This is a genomic window from Nonomuraea sp. NPDC059194, from assembly GCF_042754765.1.
Classification (GTDB): domain Bacteria; phylum Actinomycetota; class Actinomycetes; order Streptosporangiales; family Streptosporangiaceae; genus Nonomuraea.
Genome location: NZ_JBHZBH010000039.1, coordinates 19,055 through 38,677, shown reverse-complemented (window position 1 = coordinate 38,677; position 19,623 = coordinate 19,055). Strand labels below are relative to the sequence as shown.

Below are 19,623 nucleotides of genomic sequence, written 5' to 3'. Positions count from 1 at the left end.
GCGGTCGCCGTAGCGTCCCGGCGGAACGACCGCATTGAACCTGGAGGACCAGTGTCGAACCCGGGCAGGCTCCTGCCGTTGCTCTCCACCCCGCACAAGAGCGGTCGAAGCGCCCTCACGTGCCAGTTCCGCTGCGGCAACGCTTGCGCGCACGAAGTGGCGAACACCAGTGACAACTCCTATTTCGGTGACATCGCCGCTCAGGCCCTGTCACGTCGTGGCATTCTGCGCGCGGGCGGCGTGGGGGCCCTCGGCGCGCTGGTCGTGGGCGCGGGAGCCGTACCGGCTTTCGCCGACCCGGGGGAGGCTCTCGGAAAGCATGGCGGCCACGGGCGTGGACGCCTGACCTTCAGCCCGGTGGCGCCCAACACCGCCGACGCGCTGACCATCCCCGAGGGCTACGACTCGGCGGTCGTGGTGCGCTGGGGCGACCCGGTGCTGCCCGACGCGCCCGAGTTCGACTTCGAGAACCAGACGGCCGAGGCGCAGAACAAGCAGTTCGGCTACAACTGCGACTTCGTGACCATGTTCCCCATGGGCCGCGACCGCGCCCTGCTGTGGGTCAACCACGAGTACTCCGACGAGAACCTCATGTTCCGCGGCTACTCCGGCGGCGCCGAGGCCACCGAGGAGCAGATCAGGATCTCGCTGGCCGCGCACGGCGGCTCCGTCGTGGAGATCGAGCGGGTGCGCGACAGCGGTCAGTGGAAGCTGGTCACGCGCGGACGCCGCCGCTACAACAAGCGCATCACCGCGCAGACGCCGATGCGCTTCAGCGGCCCCGCCGCGGGCGACGACCTGCTGAAGACGGCCGCGGACGCCGACGGCACCAAGCCGATCGGCATGCTGAACAACTGCGCGGGCGGCACCACCCCGTGGGGCACCGTCCTGACCGCCGAAGAGAACTTCGACCAGTACTTCGTCAACGGCGACAAGAGCGACCCGAAGGTCGTCCGCTACACCCTCCCGACGAACGCCGCCTCAAGCAGCCGCAGGTTCGACCGGGTGGAGGAGCGCTTCGACCTGGCCAAGCACCCGCACGAGGCCAACCGCTTCGGATGGATCGTCGAGATCGACCCGTTCGACCCCGACTCCACCCCGATCAAGCGGACCGCGCTCGGCCGCTTCAAGCACGAGGCCGCCAACACCACCCTGACCAGGGACGGCCGTCTCGCGGTCTACATGGGTGACGACTCGCGCTTCGAGTACATCTACAAGTTCGTCTCCAAGCAGCGCTACATCCCCGGACACGACCGGCACAACCGCACACTCCTGGACGAGGGCACCCTCTACGTCGCCACGTTCACCGGCGACAGCCCCGCCGGCGAGATCGACGGCTCGGGCAAGCTGCCCAGCGACGGCGCGTTCGACGGCTCGGGCCAGTGGATCCCGCTGGTGAGCGGCACGAAGAGCTTCGTGGACGGGATGAGCGCGGCCGAGGTGCTGGTCTTCACCCGCCTCGCCGCCGACAAGGTCGGGGCCACCAAGATGGACAGGCCCGAGGACATCGAGCGCAACCCGGTCAACAAGGCCGTCTACGTGGCACTCACCAACAACTCCAACAGGACCGCCGCGCAGGTGGACGAGGCCAACCCGCGTCCCTCCAACAAGCACGGTCACGTGCTGGAGATCGTGGAGCGCCGCGACGACGCCGGGTCGACGACGTTCGCCTGGTCGATCCCACTGGTCTGCGGCGACCCGAACGAGGCGGCGACCTACTTCGCCGGGTTCGACAAGACGAAGGTCTCGCCGATCTCCTGCCCGGACAACCTGGCGTTCGACCGGGACGGCAACCTGTGGATCTCCACCGACGGCAACGCGCTGAAGACGAACGACGGGCTGTTCGTCATGCCGGTGCGGGGGCCGGAGCGCGGGTACGTCCGCCAGTTCCTGACCGTGCCCGTCGGCGCCGAGACGTGCGGTCCGATGGTGACCGAGGACCAGCTCAGCGTGTTCGTCGCGGTACAGCACCCCGGTGAGCTCGACGGCGCCTCGCCCGAGGCCCCGGCCAGCCACTGGCCCGACGGCGGCACCTCGCAGCCCCGCCCGTCGGTGGCGGTGACCTGGCACTCACGCGGCCGGAAGATCGGCTCCTAGCCCGGCGTCCCCCTCAGCCCGTGCCTCCCGGGCTGAGGGCTTCTCGGGTTAACGGCGTGGGCCTCGCCTTCGGCTCGGGCTGCGACACTGGGGCTTTGCCCCAGACCCCAGGCGAGGGAGAACCCTCGCGCTCCCCGCGGGGTCGCTCTTCGGTGATCGCGCTGGCATCGTTCGTGGGCCAAGCGCCGTGCCTCGGTAGGAAGCTTCGGGCCGGGGATGATCAGGCTGTACCTCAGTTGCATAGAGCAACCCATCGACCCCGATGGTGGTGCCTGAAGGTTTCCCATCTGGACAACGGGATCGGCTTCGTTACCTGTCGAAGAGACGCTTCTCGGGCGCGCGCACCCTTCGTTCCAGACGGCACGCTTGACCTCAAGTTAACTTGAGCTCCTACGGTCGACCCCATGGACATGGAAGTCACCGCCTGGAACCAGCTCTACGGCGCGATGAACGCCCGCCAAGAGCGGCGCCCCTTCTCGACGGCCACCCTCCGCAGGATCGGCGGCTTCGCCCGTCCGCACAGGACGCGGCTCATCCAGTTCCTCGCCCTCAGCATCGTCATGGCCGCCCTCGCCGTGGCCGCCCCCGTCCTCGCGGGCCGGGTCGTCGACGCCATCGTCAAGGCCGAACCCTTCGACGTCGTCGTGTGGCTCGCCGTCCTCATCGCGGGTCTGGCGCTCGCCGAGGCGGGTCTCGGGCTGCTCGCCCGCTACTTTTCCTCCAGCATCGGCGAGGGCCTCATCCTCGACCTGCGCACCGCCGTGTTCGACCACGTCCAGCGCATGCCGGTCGCCTTCTTCACCCGCACCCGCACCGGCGCCCTCGTCTCCCGCCTCAACAACGACGTGATCGGCGCCCAGCGCGCCTTCACCGACATCGTCTCCAGCGTGGCGGGCAACGTCGTCACCCTGGTGCTGACCCTCATCGTGATGATCGGCATCTCCTGGCAGATCACCCTGCTCGCGCTGCTGCTCCTGCCCGTGTTCGTGCTGCCCGCCAGACGGATGGGCGGCCGGATCGCGAGGCTGCGCCGCGAGGCGGCCGACCACAACGCCGCCATGGGCACCCAGATGACCGAGCGGTTCTCCGCGCCCGGCGCGACGCTGGTCAAACTGTTCGGCCGCCCCGCCGGCGAGTCGGCCGAGTTCGCGGGCCGGGCCCGCAGGGTGCGCGACATCGGCGTCCGCACCGCGATGACCCAGGCGCTGTTCGTCACGGCCCTGACCCTGGTCTCGGCGCTGGCCCTGGCCCTGGTGTACGGCCTGGGCGGCTTCTACGCCCTCGCGGGCCAGCTGGAGCCCGGCTCGGTCGTCGCGCTCGCCCTGCTGCTGACCAGGCTCTACTCCCCGCTGACCGCGCTGGCCAGCGCCAGGGTGGACGTGATGAGCGCGCTGGTCAGCTTCGAGCGCGTCTTCGAGGTGCTCGACCTGGAGCCGCTCATCAAGGAGAAGCCCGACGCCCGCGGGGTGCCCGAGGGCCCGGTGTCGGTGGAGTTCGAGGGGGTGCGCTTCGCCTACCCCTCGGCCGACAAGGTGTCGCTGGCTTCGCTGGAGGAGGTCGCCGCGCTCGACACCCGCGGCGGTATCGAGGTGCTGCGCGAGATCTCCTTCCGCGCCGAGCCGGGCCAGATGGTCGCCCTCGTCGGCTCGTCGGGGGCGGGCAAGTCCACGATCGCCCAACTGCTGCCCAGGCTCTACGACGTGGACGAGGGGTCGGTACGGCTGGGCGGGGTCGACGTCCGCGACCTGACAGCCGACTCGATCAGGGACACGCTCGGCATGGTCACCCAGGACGGGCACCTCTTCCACGACACGATCAGGGCGAACCTGCTGCTGGCCCGGCCCGAGGCCACCGAGGACGAGATCTGGGACGCGCTGCGCAGGGCGCGGCTTGCCGTACTCATCGAGTCGCTGCCGGACGGGCTGGACACCGTGGTCGGCGAGCGCGGCTACCGGCTGTCGGGCGGTGAGCGGCAGCGGCTGACCATCGCCCGCCTGCTGCTGGCCCGTCCCAGGGTGGTGATCCTCGACGAGGCGACCGCTCACCTCGACTCGACCTCCGAGGCGGCGGTGCAGGAGGCGCTCGGCGAGGCGCTGGACGGCAGGACCGCGATCGTCATCGCGCACCGGCTGTCCACCATCCGCGCGGCCGACCTCATCCTGGTCGTCGAGGATGGCCGCGTGGTGGAGCAGGGCACGCACGCCACCCTCCTGGCCGAAGGTGGCAGGTACGCGGAGCTGCACAGCACCCAGTTCGACACCCCGGCCATCGCGGCCTGAGCGAGAGAGCGAAACCGCCGATAGGCTGCCTGGCATGACGTTCCAGCTGGTCTGTGAGATCGAGCCGCCCACCAAGCCCGACCTCACGCACGTCCGGCACCAGATCGGCACGCTGAGCAAGCTCGCCCACGCCTTCCTCATCCCCGACAACCACCTCGGCCGGGCGACGGTCTCGAGCGTGGCCGTCGCGCACGAGGTCCAGGCGATGGGCGGGCGCAGCATCGCCTGCCTCAACTCCCGCGACCGCAACCTGCTCGGCCTGCGCCGCGACCTGCTCACCGCGGCCGCCTACGGTGTCGACCAGTTCCTGTTCGTCTTCGGCGACAAGCCCCAGAGCGGCAACAGGGCCGGCGACCTCACGGTCCGCTCGATGATCGAGGAGGCGAGGGAGTTCTCGCCGTCCCTGCGCGTGGGCGCCGCGGCGGGGCTGCGGCCGCTTCCCGCGTGGAAGCGCGCGGCCGACTTCCTGTTCGTCCAGGCCAGCTTCTCCCTCGACGCGCTGCTCAGGTGGCGCGAGGCCAACCCGGTCGACGTGCCCGTCTACGCGGGCGTGATGGTGCTGGCCAGTCAGCCCCACGCCCAGCGGCTCGCCGCGGCGATCCCCGACATCGAGATCCCGTCCGAGCTGGTGGAGCGGCTGGGCGAGGACCGGATGGCGGGCGTGGACGCGGCCTGCGAGCAGGTCCTGCGCGTCCGCGACTCGGGCGCCTTCGACGGCGTGCACCTCATCCCGGTCGCCCGCTACCGCGACGTCGAATCCCGCCTGCACCACGCCCTCTGAGGGCGCTCAGTCCCATCGGCGGGCGTTGTCGGCGTTGATGCCAGGATCCTTGATCACGCAGAACGGCAGGCCCGCCGGGTCATGCATCACCCACCAGTTCGGGGCCTGCCGTACGCGGGTCGCGCCCAGCCCTTCCAGCCGCGAGACCTCGGCCTCCAGGTCGTCGGTGTGGAAGTCGAGGTGCACCCGGGGTTCTCCGTCGCCCAGCCGCTGCACCAGCAGCCCGAACTCCTGGCCGGGCAGCATGCCGCCGTGGTACTCGGGATGCTGGGGGATGCCGGGCAGCTCGTGTCCCGTAGCGCCGCGCCAGAACGCCAGCTCCTCGTCGTGGCCGCGCGCGGGCACGTCGATCACGGCCAGGTGCAACCTGCTGTGGTGGGTCATGCGCCCCTCTTCCCGGGTGCCGGACGATCGATGATCGCGTTCATGGTACGGCGCGGCGGCCGCGGGCCAGTGCGGCGAACAGGGCGCCGGCCAGCGCCACCCCGAACAGCGCGCCGTACGTCAGCCGGAAGCCCGCCATCAGCTGCTCCACCGCCACCGGTGACAGCCGCGACAGCGTCCCCGCGTACACCTGCGCGCGCAGTGAGGGGGAGACCGCGCTGGTCAGCATGCTCAGCGACAGGCCCACGCTGATCACGATCCCCACGTTCATGACCATCAGCCTGAAGCCGTTGACCACCCCCAGGCTTCCGGGCGGCAGGGCGCTCATCACCTGCGTGGTGTTGCCGGTCAGGAACGTGCCGCTGCCGCATCCGGCCAGGAAGAGCCCCACCCCGATGATCCAGTACGGCGTGCCGGGACGGGCCGACACCATCAGTACGGCCAACCCCGCCGCGCTGAACAGCGACCCCCCGATCGACAGCGCGTACGGTGAGACCCGCCGCCCCAGCGCCCCCGCGATCGGCGAGGCCAGCGCCATCCCCACGGGCACCGGCAGCACGCTCAGCCCCGCCGTGAACGCGTCGACGCCGAGGGCCGCCTGGAAGTGCAGCGCGACCACGAGGATCAGCGCCGCCCTGGCCAGCGCGTTGCAGAACGAGGCCAGGTTGGCCCACACCAGCATGCGCCCGCCGAACAGGCGCAGGTCGAGCACCGGATGCGAGGCCCGCCGTTCGACCAGGAGGACGAGCGGCGTCAGGACGGCGGCCACCGCCATGCCCGCGATCACCACGGGACCGCCGTTGCCGATCTCGGACAGGGCCAGCAGGAACGCGGTGAGGGCGGCGAAGATGAGCAGGTTGCCGAGGGCGTCCACGGGCTCGCGCGGCCCCCTGGGCATCCTGCGCAGCGTGAACGCGCCCCACACCAGGGCGATCACGCCCGCGGGGACGTTCACCCAGAAGATCCACTGCCAGCCCGCCGCCTCCGCGATCAGACCGCCGACGGTGGGGCCGGCCAGCTGCGCGATCGACAGGGTGCCGATGTAGACGCCCATGCCCTGGCTGAGCCGGTCGGGCGGGAAGGCGGCGGTGATGATGACGGTCCCGTTGGCCAGGATCATCGCCGAGCCGATCGCCTGCAGGACGCGCATCGCGACCAGGAACCACACGTTCGGTGCGACGCCCGCCAGGAGTGAGGCGACGGTGAACAGGGCGAAGCCCGCCAGGTAGACCTCCCGCCGGCCGAGCAGGTCGGCGACCCTGCCGAAGAAGACCAGGCTGGCGGTGTTGACGAGCAGGAAGGAGAGCAGGATCCAGCTCGACTCGAAGGGGGTGGCGTGGAAGTGGCGGACGACGGCGGGCAGGGCGACGTTGAGCGTGCTCCCGGCGATCCCGATCAGCACCAGGCCGAGGCTGGTCACCGAGCAGACGCGCCAGGCGTAGCGGAGTTGGAGGGCGTAGTCGGGGGAGACGGCGACCATGCCCCCCACTATGACGTACGACGTACGTCCGTTTTGTGGAGACCCCTCAGCGGGCGCGCCTGCGCAGCCCCTCCAGGTCGTGGATCATCACCCGCCGCCGCCCCGTCTCGATCAGCCCTCGATCCCGCAACGTCCGCAGCGCCTTGCTTACCGCCTCCCGGGACGCGCCCGTCCATCCCGCCAGCTCGTCCTGCGACAGCGGGAGCGCCACCCGCAGCCCCGCGGTCGTCGGCTCGCCGTACCGCTCGGCCAGCTCCACCAGCCGCGTGGCCACCCGCCCTGTCGTGTCGAACGCGCCGTACTCGACCCGCTTCCTGTCGGCGTCGCGCAGCCGTCCCGTGACCAGCTGCATCAGCAGCACCGCCACCCGCCCGTGCGCCCGCAGGAACCCGGCGAAGTCGTGGACCACCACCCCGCCGACGGGCTCCAGCGCCGTGACCGTCGCCGATCTGGGGGAGCCGTCGATGGCCGACATCTCGCCCAGCAGCCCGCCGGGACCGCGCACCGCCAGCACCACCTCCGTCCCGCCGCCGGTGTGCGAGGACACCTTGACCCGTCCTTCGAGCAGCAGCAGCACCCAGTCGGCGGTGTCGCCCTCGGTCATCACCACCTCGCCGCGCTCCCATCGTCTGGGCCGTCCCGCGGCCTTCAACGCCTGGATCTCGTCAGGGGTCAGCATGGACAGGAACTCTCCGGCCTCTGCGGTCATGAGCTGATTATGCGGGGCAGCCCGGTCAGCACGTACGCCTCCACCTCCTGCTCCTTGCCCTTCAACCGCAGCGCCCCGAGCGGCGTGGCCGCCACGCCGTCGCCGAGCTGGGCGAGCGTCGTCGCGCCGATCACCACCGTGCCGGGCTCGGCCATGCTCTCCAGCCTGGCCGCCACGTTCACCGCGTCGCCCATGGCGTTGAAGCCGCGCAGCTCCGGGCTGCCGATGTTGCCGACGAGCGCCATGCCGGTGTTGATGCCGACCCTGAAGGTGGGCCAGCCGTCGGCGGCGACCTCCAGCGCCGCCTCCTGCATGGCCAGCGCGGCCCGGCAGGCGGCGAACGCGTGGTCGTCCTGGGCGGCGGGCGCGTTGAACAGCGCCAGCAGCGCGTCGCCGACGAACTGCACGATCGTGCCGCCGTTGTCGAGGATGCAGGGCACCGCGGCCGTGTGGTAGCGGTTCAGCATCTCGACGATCTCGCCAGGGGTGACCCGCTCGGAGAACGTCGTGAACCCCTTGAGGTCGGCGAACAGCGCCGTCAGCTCGCGCAGCTCGCCGCCGAGCGCGGCCTGTCCTGGGTCGGCCAGCAGGCGGTTGGCGACGTCGGGCGACATGTACTGCCGGAAGAGAGTGTCGAGCTCGGCGTAGAGACGGGCGTTCTCCAGCGAGATCGACAGCTGGCTGGCCAGGGTCGAGGCCAGGGCCTCGTCCTGTGCGGTACGGCCGAGCGGCACCTCCAGCGCGCCCGCCAGATGGCCCTTCACCGTGAGCGGGTAGGTGATCAGGCCGTCACGCCTGATGGGTGTGGTCCCGCTGAAGACGTACTCGCGGGAGCCGATGCTCACCTTGCCGTCGGCGACCAGGCCGATGCGCACGTCGCCGTACGCCTGCCGGACCCGCTCCAGGGCGCCGGTCAGCAGGTCGGATTCGGCCAGCCGTACCCTCGTCCTGGTCCCGACGTCGACGAGCGCCGCGAGGCGCTCGGACAGCTCCCGCTCGCTGGCCAGCGCCTCGCTGGCGCGGTCGAGGACCGCCGCCTGCCCCTCGGTGAGCTGGAACCGCCCCGCCAGCCGTACGGCAGGCAGCTTGGTGCCCTTGCGGATGTGGTCGACCAGCTCCTCCAGCGCCTGCTCGTACTGCGCCTGGATCCTGACGACCGTCGCCGACAGCGCCACCGAGTCGAACAGCCCCGCGCTCGACCCCTCGCGCCTGAACTGCAGGTAGGCGCTGTAGGCGACGAAGACGAAGGCCAGCGTCAGCAGGATGTGCCACTCCCACCACGACAGGTGCCAGTTGAGCTGCGACATGCCCGCGACCATGGCCTCGGCCAGCAGCGCGTAGGCGGTGAGCAGGCTGACCAGGATCGCCGAGCGCCGCCTGCGGTGCAGCAGGAACATCATGCCGCTGGCCACGACGAACAGCACCAGACCGGGCACCGAGAACCAGCCGAACCACGGGATGGGCAGTGTGACGGGCGGCTTGCTGAGCGGGGTCAGCCCGGGGACGAGCGACGCGACGCCCCACACCACCATGATCCCCAGCAGGGCGGCCCTGATCAGGCCCTGCGCCGCGAGCACCGACCTTGCCTGCCGGGCGCCGAGCGGGGACGCCGACGCGAACGCGAAGACCGCGGCCATCGTCAGCCCGACCTGCTGGCCGATGTCGAAGCCGAGGGAGGGGGTGGTGAGGATGATCCGCGGCGTCGCCAGGCCGTGCAGGAAGAAGAATCCGGCGCTGCTCAGGAACACCATCGACACCAGGAACAGCCGCGCGTCCTCCCGCCTGCGCGCCGCCTCGCTGATCATCAGCCCGAGCCCCACGTTGACGCCCGCCACGGCGAGGATCATCCAGAAGTGGCTGGGATTGTGCTGCCACATCACGTTGATCCCGCCAGGGTCGGCGAGCAACAGCCACAGCCCCAGCAGCGGCAGGATGAGGTGAATCGCCCACACCACCACTCTGATGGGCTGGGTGGCGGGCGGGAGGTAGGTGCTCACGGACGATTATCCCCACGCCCCGGGGAAAGTCACCGCGTCGATTTACCGGTCCGGTTCCCGCCTCTGGCTGACCTTCGGTCAATCCAGCCTGTCACCCTCCGTTTCGTGACATACACGTTATGTAGCGAAGTCATCCTTTGGAACGGTTCAAGCGTGAATCTCATGCGCACCATGCGCATCATCTGTTCCGCTGGAAGGAAAGCCGTGGCAATCAAGGTTCGCGGTGGGCGTGCGCTCACCATCGCCTCCGTGGGAGCGCTCGCCGCTTCGCTGTTCACCGTCGGCGGCGTCGCCACCGCGTCGTCGGCCGCCAACGAGGTGCACGCCTGCGTGCACAAGAAGACCCGCTACGCCCGCATCGTCAACCCGTCGACCCCCTGCAGGAAGACGGAGGAGAGGATCCTGATCGGCGGCTCGTCGACCAACGGCCTGGCGGGCACCCGCGAGCAGGGCCCCCAGGGTCCGGCGGGCCCCAAGGGCGCCGACGGCAAGCCGGGCGTCCAGGGCCCGGCGGGTCCGAAGGGCACCGACGGCAAGCAGGGCATCCAGGGCCCGAAGGGCGAGGACGGCAAGCAGGGTATCCAGGGCCCCGCGGGTCCGAAGGGCGAGGACGGCAAGCCGGGCGTTCAAGGCCCGAGGGGCTACAGGGGCGAAAGGGGCCTGCAAGGGGCGAAGGGCGACCCTGGTCAGAAGGGTCAGACCGGTCCCCAGGGGCCGAAGGGTGACTCGGGCGGCCTCACGTCCGTCGTCGTCGTGAACGTTACCTTCAAGGACCGGCAGGGCACGGCCTCCTGCCCCGCCGGCGCGGTCGCGACCGGTGGCGGCTTCTCTGACGTCAACGGCACCGTCAGGACCAGCGCTCCCGTGAGCACCGGTGGCGCCCCGACGGGCTGGCAGGTCGAGCTGAGCGGCGGCCACAACGGCTTCGCCGCCTCCGGCGAGCCCACGGACAACAAGTCCACGCCCGCGCCCACGGACAAGCCCAGCCCGCAGACCTACGGCGGCGATGGCGGGAAGGGCGGCGGCACCGTCTGGGTGATCTGCGCCGCCAAGTAGAACGCCTCGGGGGCGGTACGGCATGCCGTACCGCCCCCGAGAAACGCTGGAACCTCAGCCGAACAGCGACGGCAGCGTGGCCGTGTGGACCTCGCGCAGCTTGGCGACGGGCACCTCGAAGACGCCCTCCACCACCAGCGACTCACCGCCGGTCTCGCCGAGCCCGTGGCACGGCACCTCGAACGACGCGCACAGGGCCGCGAACTCGTCGAAGTGCTCGGCCTTCACCGCGACCAGCGCCCTGGCCGACGACTCGCTGAACAGGTCGACGAACGGGTCGTCGCCGGGCAGCGCCACCTTCGCGCCGACCCCGCTGGCCAGGCACGCCTCGGCCAGCGCGATCGCCAGGCCGCCGTCGGACAGGTCGTGCGACCCCGCGACCAGCCCCTTGGCTGCCGCCGCGACCATGACGGAGGCCAGGCCCTGCTCGGCCAGCAGGTCGACCTCCGGCGGCAGTCCGCCGAGGTGGGCGTGGGCGACGTGCGCCCACTCCGAGCCGCCGAACTCGTCGCCGGTCTCGCCGAGCAGCGCGACGCGCAGCCCCGGCTCGGTGAAGCCCGAGCGCACGCGCTTGGCCACGTCGTCGATGACGCCGAGCACGCCCACGACGGGCGTCGGGTGGATGGCCGCCGCGCCCGTCTGGTTGTAGAAGGACACGTTGCCGCCGGTCACCGGCACGCCGAGCGTCTTGCAGGCGTCGGCGAGCCCGCGGGTGGCCTCGGCGAACTGCCACATGACCTCGGGGTCCTCGGGCGAGCCGAAGTTGAGGCAGTTGGTGACGGCCAGCGGCTTGGCGCCCGTCACCGCGACGTTCCGGTACGCCTCGGCCAGCGCCAACTGGGCCCCCGCGTAGGGGTCGAGTTTGGCGTAGCGCCCGTTGCCGTCGGTCGCGAGCGCGATGCCGCGGGTCGTCGGCGCCGCCCCCTCCATGACCTCGGAGATGCGCAGCATTCCGGCGTCGGCGGGCTGGGCGAGCACCGTGTTGGAGCGGACGTACCTGTCGTACTGGGAGGTCACCCACTCCCTGGAGGACAGGTTCGGCGAGCCGAGCAGCTGCAGCAGCGTGGCCCGCAGGTCGTCGGGCCGGGGCAGCTCGACGACCTCGTTCAGCGCCGCCTGGCCCGCGGGCTCGTGGAAGGGCCGCTCGTAGACGGGGCCCTCGTCGGCGGCGGTGCCCGGCGGGATGTCGACGATGACCGAACCGTCCCAGGTCATCACGAGCCTGCCGGTGTCGGTGACCTCACCGATCACGACGGCGGGCACGTCCCACTTCTCGCAGATCGCCATGAACGCCGGGATGTCGGACGGGGCCACCACGGCCATCATCCGCTCCTGCGACTCGCTCATCAGGATCTCCTCGGGCCTGAGCGAGGAGTCGCGGAGCGGGACCAGGTTGAGGTCGACGTGCATGCCGCCGGTGCCCTTGGCGGCCAGCTCGGTGGTGGCGCAGGAGACGCCCGCCGCGCCGAGGTCCTGGATGCCCACGACCACGTCGGCCGCGTAGAGCTCCAGGCAGCACTCGATGAGCAGCTTCTCCATGAAAGGATCGCCCACCTGTACGGCGGGCCGCTTGGCGTGCGACTCGTCCTCGAACGTCGCGCTGGCCAGGACGCTCGCCCCGCCGATGCCGTCGGGTCCTGTCGAGGCGCCGAAGAGCACGACCTTGTTGCCGGGTCCCGGCGCGGTGGCCAGCTTGATCTGGTCCTTGCGCAGCAGGCCGACGCACAGCGCGTTGACCAGCGGGTTGCCGATGTAGCAGGGGTCGAAGACGACTTCGCCGCCGATGTTGGGCAGGCCGAGGCAGTTGCCGTACGACGAGATGCCCTCGACGACGCCGGGCAGCACGCGCCGGGTGTCGGCTTGGTCTGCGCCGCCGAAGCGCAGTGCGTCCATGACCGCGATCGGGCGCGCGCCCATCGACATGATGTCGCGCACGATGCCGCCGACGCCGGTCGCCGCGCCCTGGTGCGGCTCGACGTACGACGGGTGGTTGTGCGACTCGATCTTGAAGGTGGCGGCCCAGCCGTCGCCGATGTCGACGACGCCCGCGTTCTCGCCCATGCCGACCAGCAGCGCCTCGGACTCGGGCGCCTTGGTGGCGAACTGCCGCAGGTGCACCTTGGACGACTTGTACGAGCAGTGCTCGGACCACATGACCGAGTAGATGGCCAGCTCGGACGAGGTGGGGCGGCGGCCGAGGATCTCTCGGACCCTGTCGTACTCGTCCTGCTTCATCCCCAGCTCGGCGAACGGCATCGCCTCGTCGGGCGTCTCCGCGGCCCGCTTCACGCTGTCGAGACTCATACATTCACCAGCTTCTTGAGAATGGAGGTGAAGAAGCCGAGGCCGTCGGTGCTCGGGGCGCCGACCAGGTCCTCGACCGCGTGCTCGGGGTGCGGCATGAGGCCGACGATGTTGCCCGCCTCGTTGGAGATGCCCGCGATGTCGTCGAGCGAGCCGTTGGGGTTGCCGCCGACGTAGCGGAAGACCACCTGGCCGTTGGCCTCCAACTCCTGGAGCGTCTCGGCTGAGGCGACGTAGCGCCCCTCACCGTGCTTGATCGGCAGCACGATCTCCTGTCCGGCCGCGAAGTCGGCGGTCCACGCCGTCGCGGCGGACTCGACCCTGATGCGCTGGTCGCGGCAGATGTAGTGCAGGGAGGCGTTGCGGGTCAGCGCGCCCGGCAGCAGGTGCGCCTCGCACAGGATCTGGAACCCGTTGCAGGTGCCGAGCACCGGCAGCCCGCCGCGGGCGGCGGGGATGAGCTCGTCCATCAGCGGGGCGAATCGGGAGATCGCGCCGCATCGCAGGTAGTCGCCGTAGGAGAAGCCGCCGGGCAGGAAGACCGCGTCGACCCCCTTCAGATCGTGGTCGCCGTGCCAGAGCGGCACCGCCTCCGCGCCCGCCAGCCGTACGGCACGGGCTGCGTCCTGGTCGTCGAGAGTTCCTGGAAACGTGACAACGCCCACACGGGCAGCGCTCATGACTTTCGTCCCCTCCGGAGGAATGCGCACGCCACGCCACCGTCTCATTGTGTGGACGGCGGTCTGCGGCGGTGCCTCCAGGGTATCGGCTGCCGCCCGGTGCCTTCTCGCGGCCTCCAGGGAGCGGGAGGAGGGGGGATCAGACGGCGGCGAGCTCGCGGGGGCGGGCGCCTTCCTCGTCGTCCCACGCCAGGTGCTTGCGCAGGTGGACGGTGGTGCCACGGCCGGGTACGACGCCGAAGGAGATCTCGTCGACGACCGCGCGCATGATGAGCAGGCCGCGGCCGTTCTCCGTCTCGGGCGGTGGGTAGTGCAGCGGCATCGAGGCCAGGCCACCACCCGTGTCGGCCACCTTCACGTCGCAGCGGCCGTAGCCGATCGACGCGCTCACTTCGTATCTGTTGGCGGGGCCGCCGTGCCGTACCGCGTTCGAGCAGGCCTCCGACACCGCGAGCAGCATGTCGGAGATGCAGCTCTCGCTCACGCTGAGCGATCGCATCGCGTCGCCCAGCACTCGCCTGACCATCGGTATGCCGATCGCATCCCGCGGCAGCGCCAACGAGAACTCAATATCCACCGGACCCCTCCCGGTGCCAGAATCTCACCTGGAGGAGGTTTCCCCGTGAAATCAGGGCTAACCGCAAAATCACGTTGTTGTTATTTAGTGTTGGTAAGCCCGTGGGATTGTGGCATGGCGAAACCCGGCTTTAAGCCGTTATGAGGATTTCCCTGTGTCAAATGTGCTGTTTTACCCCTCGACCCGCACGGTGTACTCCTCGATCACCGTGTTGGCCAGGAGAGTCTCGGCCATCTTTCGGACGCCCGCAAGGGCGGCCTCGTCGGCCTCGCCGTCCAGCTCCAGCTCGAACCGCTTGCCCTGACGCACCTCGGAGACGCCGGAGAAGCCCAGGCGCGGCAGCGCGCGGGCGATGGCCTGGCCCTGCGGGTCGAGGATTTCCGGCTTGAGCATGACGTCGACGATGACGCGCGCCACGGCGCTCCTCCTGAAGGTGAAGTTCGGGTTGCGGCGTTCAGCCTAGTGCCCTGCCCGTCATGACCAGGCCCCGACCCCTCCACATGATTCCCCAAGGAGCGGTTCGCCGACGATCCAACGGGAACGGGGAGGGCATGGGGCTTGCGCGTAGGGCTGTGACCTCTGCCACGATGTCCCCAAACGCGTACGAACCACCACCAGATGGCCCGTACGCCGGAAAGGCCGGGAAAAGTCTGGTAATCCCAGCGAACCGGCCCCGACCGCACAGGAGTGGCACGTGACCGTCGACGCCTCTCGTGGTGCAGAAGCACCTCCAGAGCTCGTCCAGTTGCTCACCCCCGAAGGGGAGAGGGTCGAGCACCCCGACTACGACATCGACCTGACGCCCGACGAGGTGAGATCCCTCTACCGCGACCTGGTGCTCGTCCGCCGCGTCGACCTGGAGGCCGTCGCCCTGCAGCGCCACGGCGAGCTGGGCATCTGGGCCTCGCTGCTCGGCCAGGAGGCCGCGCAGATCGGCTCGGGCCGCGCGCTCACCGACGCCGACATGGCCTTCCCCACCTACCGCGAGCACGGCGTGGCCTGGTGCCGCGACGTCGACCCGGTGAAGCTGCTGGGCCTGTTCAGAGGCGTGAACCACGGCGGCTGGGACCCCGCCGAGCACAACTTCCACCTCTACACGATCGTCATCGGCAGCCAGACCCTCCACGCGGTCGGCTACGCCATGGGCATCCAGCGCGACGGCGCCAACGCCGCCACCATCGCCTACTTCGGCGACGGCGCCACCTCCCAGGGCGACGTCAACGAGTCGTTCATCTGGGCCAGCGTGTTCAACGCCCCCATCGTCTTCTTCTGCCAGAACAACCAGTGGGCCATCTCCGAGCCGCTGGAGAAGCAGACGCGCATCCCGCTCTACCGCAGGGCCTCCGGGTTCGGCTTCCCCGGCATCCGCGTCGACGGCAACGACGTCTTCGCCTGCCTGGCCGTCACCAAGAAGGCGCTGGAGGCCGCCAGGACCGGCCAGGGGCCGACGCTCATCGAGGCGTTCACCTACCGGATGGGCGCCCACACCACCACCGACGACCCGACCCGCTACCGGGTGGCGAGCGAGCTGGAGGCGTGGAAGCTGAAGGACCCCATCGAACGGCTCAAGGCGTACCTGTTCAAGAACGAGCTGGCCGACCAGGACTTCATCGACGCCATCGAGGCCGAGGCCGAAGACCTGGGCGCCGACCTGCGCAGACGCTGCCTGGAGATGCCCGACCCCCAGCCTCTCGACATCTTCGAGCACGTCTACCGCTCACCCCACGCGCTGGTCGACGAGGAGCGCGCCCAGTACGCCGCCTACCTGGAGGGCTTCGAGTCATGACCACGCTGACCCTCTCCAAGGCGATCAACGAGGGCCTGCGCCGGGCGATGGAGGACGACCCGAAGGTCCTCATCATGGGCGAGGACGTCGGCAAGCTCGGCGGCGTCTTCCGCGTCACCGACGGCCTGCAGAAGGACTTCGGCGAGGACCGCGTCATCGACACGCCGCTGGCCGAGTCGGGCATCATCGGCACCGCGATCGGCCTGGCCCTGCGCGGCTACCGCCCGGTGTGCGAGATCCAGTTCGACGGCTTCGTGTTCCCCGCCGCCGACCAGATCATCACGCAGCTCGCCAAGATGCCGCTGCGCTCGCTCGGCGCGATCAAGCTGCCCGTCGTGGTCCGCATCCCGTGCGGCGGCGGCATCGGCGCGGTCGAGCACCACAGCGAGTCGCCCGAGGCGTACTTCACCCACACCGGCGGCCTGCGCGTCGTCGCCTGCAGCAACCCCGCCGACGCCTACGCGATGATCCAGCAGGCCATCCGCAGCGACGACCCGGTGATCTTCTTCGAGCCCAAGCGCCGCTACTGGGAGAAGGCCGACGTCGACACCGCCTCCGCCGACTGGTGGACGCCCTTCGACCGCGCCTCCGTGGTACGGCAGGGCAGCGACGTCACGCTGCTCGCCTACGGCCCCATGGTCAAGACGTGCCTGGAGGCCGCCGCGGCCGCAGGGGAGGAGGGCCGCTCGATCGAGGTCGTCGACCTGCGCTCCCTCAACCCGCTCGACTTCCCCACGGTTCTGGACTCGGCGCGCAAGACCGGCCGGGTCGTGGTCGTCCACGAGGCGCCCGTCTACAACGGCTTCGGCGCCGAGCTCGCGGCGCGGATCACCGAGTCGTGCTTCTACCACCTGGAGTCGCCGGTGCTGCGGGTCGGCGGCTTCTCGACCCCGTACCCGCCGTCGAAGCTGGAGGAGCACTACCTGCCCGACCTGGACAGGGTCCTCGATGCCGTCGACCGTACCTTCACCTACTGAGAGGGGGCCTCGAATGCGTCGTGAATTCAAGCTCCCCGACGTGGGAGAGGGCCTGACCGAGGCCGAGATCGTCCGCTGGCACGTCAAGCCGGGCGACACCGTCAAGGTCAACCAGATCGTCGTCGAGATCGAGACGGCCAAGTCGATCGTCGAGCTGCCGTCGCCGTATGCGGGCGTCGTGGCCGACCTGATGGCCGACGAGGGCGAGACGGTGGACGTCGGCGTGCCGATCATCGCGGTCGACACCGGCGAGCCCGCCCCTGCCGCCCCTTCCACCGGTACGGCCCCTTCCACCGGTACGGCCGAGCCGGTCGGCCCGCACGAGGAGACGGCCGAGCGGATCGCCGCGCTGGCCGACGACATGGTGCCGCGCCCGCCCGCCGAGGGAGCCGTCGAGCCGGGCGCGCACGGCAGCCCCGCGCCGAAGGAGGAGCGCACGCCCGTCCTGGTCGGCTACGGCGTCAAGACCGGCGCGGCCAAGCGCCGTGCCCGCAAGTCCCCACCCACCGAAACGGCCCCCGCGCAGCCGATCCAGCCCGCGGTCCAGCCCGCCCCGGTCCAGCCCGCCCCGGCGCAGCCGGAACAGCCCGCCCCGGCGCAGCCGGTTCAAGGCAGGGTGAGCGTGCTGGCCAAGCCGCCGGTCCGCAAGCTGGCCAAGGACCTGGGCGTGGACCTGGCGGCCCTGCGGGGCACCGGCCCGCAGGGGTCCATCACCCGCGACGACGTCCACGCCGCCGCCCAGGAGCCCGCGCCCCAGGTCGCGGCCCCCCGCGCACCACAGGCGGAGGAGGAGCGCATCCCGGTCAAGGGCGTGCGGAAGATGACCGCGCAGGCGATGGTGGCCAGCGCGTTCACCGCTCCGCACGTCACCGAGTTCCTGCAGGTGGACGTCACCGAGACGATGGCGGCCGTCCAGCGGCTCAAGCAGCTGCCCGACTTCGCCGAGGTCAGGGTCTCGCCGCTGCTCCTGGTGGCCAAGGCCGTCCTGGTGGCCACCCGCCGCTACCCGATGATCAACTCGTCGTGGGACGAGGCCGCCCAGGAGATCGTGGTCAAGCACTACGTGAACCTCGGCATCGCCGCCGCCACCCCGCGCGGTCTGGTCGTGCCGAACGTCAAGTCCGCCCACACGCTCGACCTGCCGGGGCTGGCCAGGGCGCTGGGCGAGCTCGCCGAGACCGCCAGGGCGGGCCGCACCCAACCGGCCGAGATGGCGGGCGGCACGATCACGATCACCAACGTGGGCGTGTTCGGCGTCGACACCGGCACCCCGATCCTCAACCCCGGCGAGTCGGCCATCCTGGCCTTCGGGCAGGTCAAGGACGCGCCGTGGGTGGTGGAAGGGCAGCTGGCCGTCAGGAAGGTGACCACGCTCGCCCTGTCGTTCGACCACCGGATCGTCGACGGGGAGCTCGGCTCGCTGTTCCTGCGCGACGTCGGCGCGATGCTGGAGGACCCGCTGCGCATGCTGGCCTGGAGCTGAGCCAGGTTGCACAAGGGCGGGCGCCGGAATCCGGTGCCCGCCCCGCTACTAATGGGAAACCTGCTAAGTGGACTGCCACTACGACCCTGACCAGGCACGACAGTGGAGTGGCAGTATGGCGAGCAGGTTTCCCATTAGTAGGCTGATGGCATGATCCGTCACATCGTGCTGCTGACCTGGACCGACGACGCCACCGACGAGCAGAAGGCCGCCGTCGAGAAGGGCCTGGCCGCCCTGCCCGCAGCCATCCCCGAGCTGCGCCGCTACGACCTCGGCAGCGACCTCGGCCTGGCGGCGGCGGGCAACTCCGACTTCGCCATCGTCGCCGAGTTCGACTCGGTCGCCGACTACGAGGTCTACCGCGACCACCCGCAGCACCACGCCGTGATCAACGAGCACATCGTCCCGATCAAGGCGGGCCGCGCGGCGATCCAGTACGAGTTCTAGGCACATGCCGCAGATCACCGTCGAGTACTCGGCCGCCCTCTCCGAAGGCTTCGACCGCCGCGCCTTCGCCCTCGCCCTCCACGCCACGGCGGCGCCGATCATCGACAGCGAGCTCGACAGCTTCAAAACTCGATGCCGCCGGATCGACGAAGGCGTCATCGGTGACGGCGCGGACGCGCAGGCGATGCTCCACGTGGAGATAGCGGTGCTGTCAGGCCGCGACCAGGACGTCAAGGGGCGGCTCGCCGACGCCGCGCTGGAGCTGGCGGTCCGGCACCTGACGCCGCCCACGGGACTGACCGTCCAGGCGACGGCGGAGATCCGCGACCTGGACCGGGCGACCTACCGCAAGCACGTCGTGGAGGGTATCTAGAGCCGCGCCGTACAACGGACGCACCCGGGAGGCGGCACCGGCCGCACGTCGCTCCACCCCACCTTCCTGACGACGTCGGCGCTCCACCCAGCCCGCCGTACGCGATGAGCAGCACCACGTCGCGTTCTCCGGGTGACAGCCGTGCCAGCGCCCCCGCCAACCGGTCGACGGTCACGCTCGCGCTGAGCCTGTCCACGATCCGTTGGTCGTGCC

Annotated in this window: 17 protein-coding genes; 9 read left to right on the top strand and 8 right to left on the bottom strand. The window is 70.5% G+C overall.

Annotation, left to right across the window (positions count from 1 at the left end; genetic code table 11):
• The first annotated feature begins 51 nt into the window (after positions 1-51).
• From ACFXJ8_RS34870 to ACFXJ8_RS34860, 3 genes are all read left to right on the top strand, one after another.
• The gene (locus tag ACFXJ8_RS34870; RefSeq protein ID WP_379648337.1) at positions 52-2,097 is read left to right on the top strand and encodes a PhoX family protein; all 2,046 of its coding nucleotides are present in this window, start codon (positions 52-54) and stop codon (positions 2,095-2,097) included.
• A 404-nt stretch (positions 2,098-2,501) separates the two neighbouring features.
• A complete protein-coding gene (locus ACFXJ8_RS34865; RefSeq protein WP_379648335.1) occupies positions 2,502-4,376 on the top strand; it encodes an ABC transporter ATP-binding protein in 1,875 nt (624 codons plus the stop codon).
• A 34-nt stretch (positions 4,377-4,410) separates the two neighbouring features.
• Positions 4,411-5,157 carry a methylenetetrahydrofolate reductase gene (locus ACFXJ8_RS34860; protein ID WP_379648333.1) on the top strand — a complete coding sequence of 249 codons (747 nt, stop codon included), beginning with the start codon at positions 4,411-4,413 and terminating at the stop codon, positions 5,155-5,157.
• 6 nt (positions 5,158-5,163) lie between these two features.
• Here the strand turns inward: ACFXJ8_RS34860 and ACFXJ8_RS34855 are convergent, their stop codons facing one another.
• From ACFXJ8_RS34855 to ACFXJ8_RS34840, 4 genes are read right to left on the bottom strand one after another with little or no spacing between them, the layout of a single operon-like run.
• The gene (locus tag ACFXJ8_RS34855) at positions 5,164-5,541 is read right to left on the bottom strand and encodes a VOC family protein (RefSeq protein WP_379648331.1); all 378 of its coding nucleotides are present in this window, start codon (positions 5,539-5,541) and stop codon (positions 5,164-5,166) included.
• Between the two features lie 40 nt (positions 5,542-5,581).
• Positions 5,582-7,021: an MFS transporter gene (locus tag ACFXJ8_RS34850; protein WP_379648329.1), complete on the bottom strand. Its 1,440-nt coding sequence runs from the start codon at positions 7,019-7,021 to the stop codon at positions 5,582-5,584.
• 46 nt (positions 7,022-7,067) lie between these two features.
• Positions 7,068-7,730 (bottom strand): Crp/Fnr family transcriptional regulator, encoded by a 663-nt coding sequence (locus ACFXJ8_RS34845; RefSeq protein ID WP_379648327.1) that lies wholly within the window; start codon positions 7,728-7,730, stop codon positions 7,068-7,070.
• Entirely contained in the window at positions 7,727-9,727 is a 2,001-nt protein-coding gene (locus tag ACFXJ8_RS34840) for an adenylate/guanylate cyclase domain-containing protein (RefSeq protein WP_379648325.1), read from the bottom strand. The genes ACFXJ8_RS34845 and ACFXJ8_RS34840 overlap by 4 nt, the downstream gene beginning before the upstream one ends.
• 204 nt (positions 9,728-9,931) lie before the next feature.
• Here ACFXJ8_RS34840 and ACFXJ8_RS34835 point away from each other — a divergent pair, with 204 nt between their 5' ends.
• A complete protein-coding gene (locus ACFXJ8_RS34835; protein ID WP_379648323.1) occupies positions 9,932-10,783 on the top strand; it encodes a hypothetical protein in 852 nt (283 codons plus the stop codon).
• A gap of 54 nt (positions 10,784-10,837) precedes the next feature.
• On the opposite strand, the gene purL is transcribed toward ACFXJ8_RS34835, so the two are convergent.
• The 4 genes from purL to purS all read right to left on the bottom strand — a co-directional run bounded on the left by purL (position 10,838) and on the right by purS (position 14,761).
• Positions 10,838-13,087, bottom strand: a complete 2,250-nt coding sequence (gene purL / locus ACFXJ8_RS34830; RefSeq protein ID WP_379648322.1) for a phosphoribosylformylglycinamidine synthase subunit PurL — start codon at positions 13,085-13,087, stop codon at positions 10,838-10,840.
• Positions 13,084-13,767 (bottom strand): phosphoribosylformylglycinamidine synthase subunit PurQ, encoded by a 684-nt coding sequence (gene purQ, locus ACFXJ8_RS34825; RefSeq protein ID WP_379648320.1) that lies wholly within the window; start codon positions 13,765-13,767, stop codon positions 13,084-13,086. The genes purL and purQ overlap by 4 nt, the downstream gene beginning before the upstream one ends.
• Positions 13,768-13,906: 139 nt before the next feature.
• Positions 13,907-14,344 (bottom strand): ATP-binding protein, encoded by a 438-nt coding sequence (locus tag ACFXJ8_RS34820; protein WP_379648318.1) that lies wholly within the window; start codon positions 14,342-14,344, stop codon positions 13,907-13,909.
• 171 nt (positions 14,345-14,515) lie between these two features.
• Complete coding sequence (purS, locus tag ACFXJ8_RS34815; protein WP_379648316.1) at positions 14,516-14,761, bottom strand: phosphoribosylformylglycinamidine synthase subunit PurS; 246 nt, start codon at positions 14,759-14,761, stop codon at positions 14,516-14,518.
• A gap of 277 nt (positions 14,762-15,038) precedes the next feature.
• Between purS and pdhA the strand changes: the two genes are divergently transcribed.
• From pdhA to ACFXJ8_RS34790, 5 genes are all read left to right on the top strand, one after another.
• The gene (gene pdhA / locus ACFXJ8_RS34810) at positions 15,039-16,130 is read left to right on the top strand and encodes a pyruvate dehydrogenase (acetyl-transferring) E1 component subunit alpha (RefSeq protein ID WP_379648314.1); all 1,092 of its coding nucleotides are present in this window, start codon (positions 15,039-15,041) and stop codon (positions 16,128-16,130) included.
• The gene (locus ACFXJ8_RS34805; RefSeq protein ID WP_379648312.1) at positions 16,127-17,107 is read left to right on the top strand and encodes an alpha-ketoacid dehydrogenase subunit beta; all 981 of its coding nucleotides are present in this window, start codon (positions 16,127-16,129) and stop codon (positions 17,105-17,107) included. Before pdhA ends, ACFXJ8_RS34805 begins: the two co-directional genes overlap by 4 nt.
• 13 nt (positions 17,108-17,120) lie before the next feature.
• Complete coding sequence (locus ACFXJ8_RS34800; RefSeq protein WP_379648310.1) at positions 17,121-18,590, top strand: 2-oxo acid dehydrogenase subunit E2; 1,470 nt, start codon at positions 17,121-17,123, stop codon at positions 18,588-18,590.
• Between the two features lie 150 nt (positions 18,591-18,740).
• Entirely contained in the window at positions 18,741-19,037 is a 297-nt protein-coding gene (locus ACFXJ8_RS34795; protein ID WP_379648308.1) for a Dabb family protein, read from the top strand.
• A gap of 4 nt (positions 19,038-19,041) precedes the next feature.
• On the top strand, positions 19,042-19,410 hold the full coding sequence (locus ACFXJ8_RS34790) for a 5-carboxymethyl-2-hydroxymuconate Delta-isomerase (protein ID WP_379648307.1): 369 nt from the start codon (positions 19,042-19,044) through the stop codon (positions 19,408-19,410).
• The last annotated feature ends 213 nt before the right edge of the window (positions 19,411-19,623 follow it).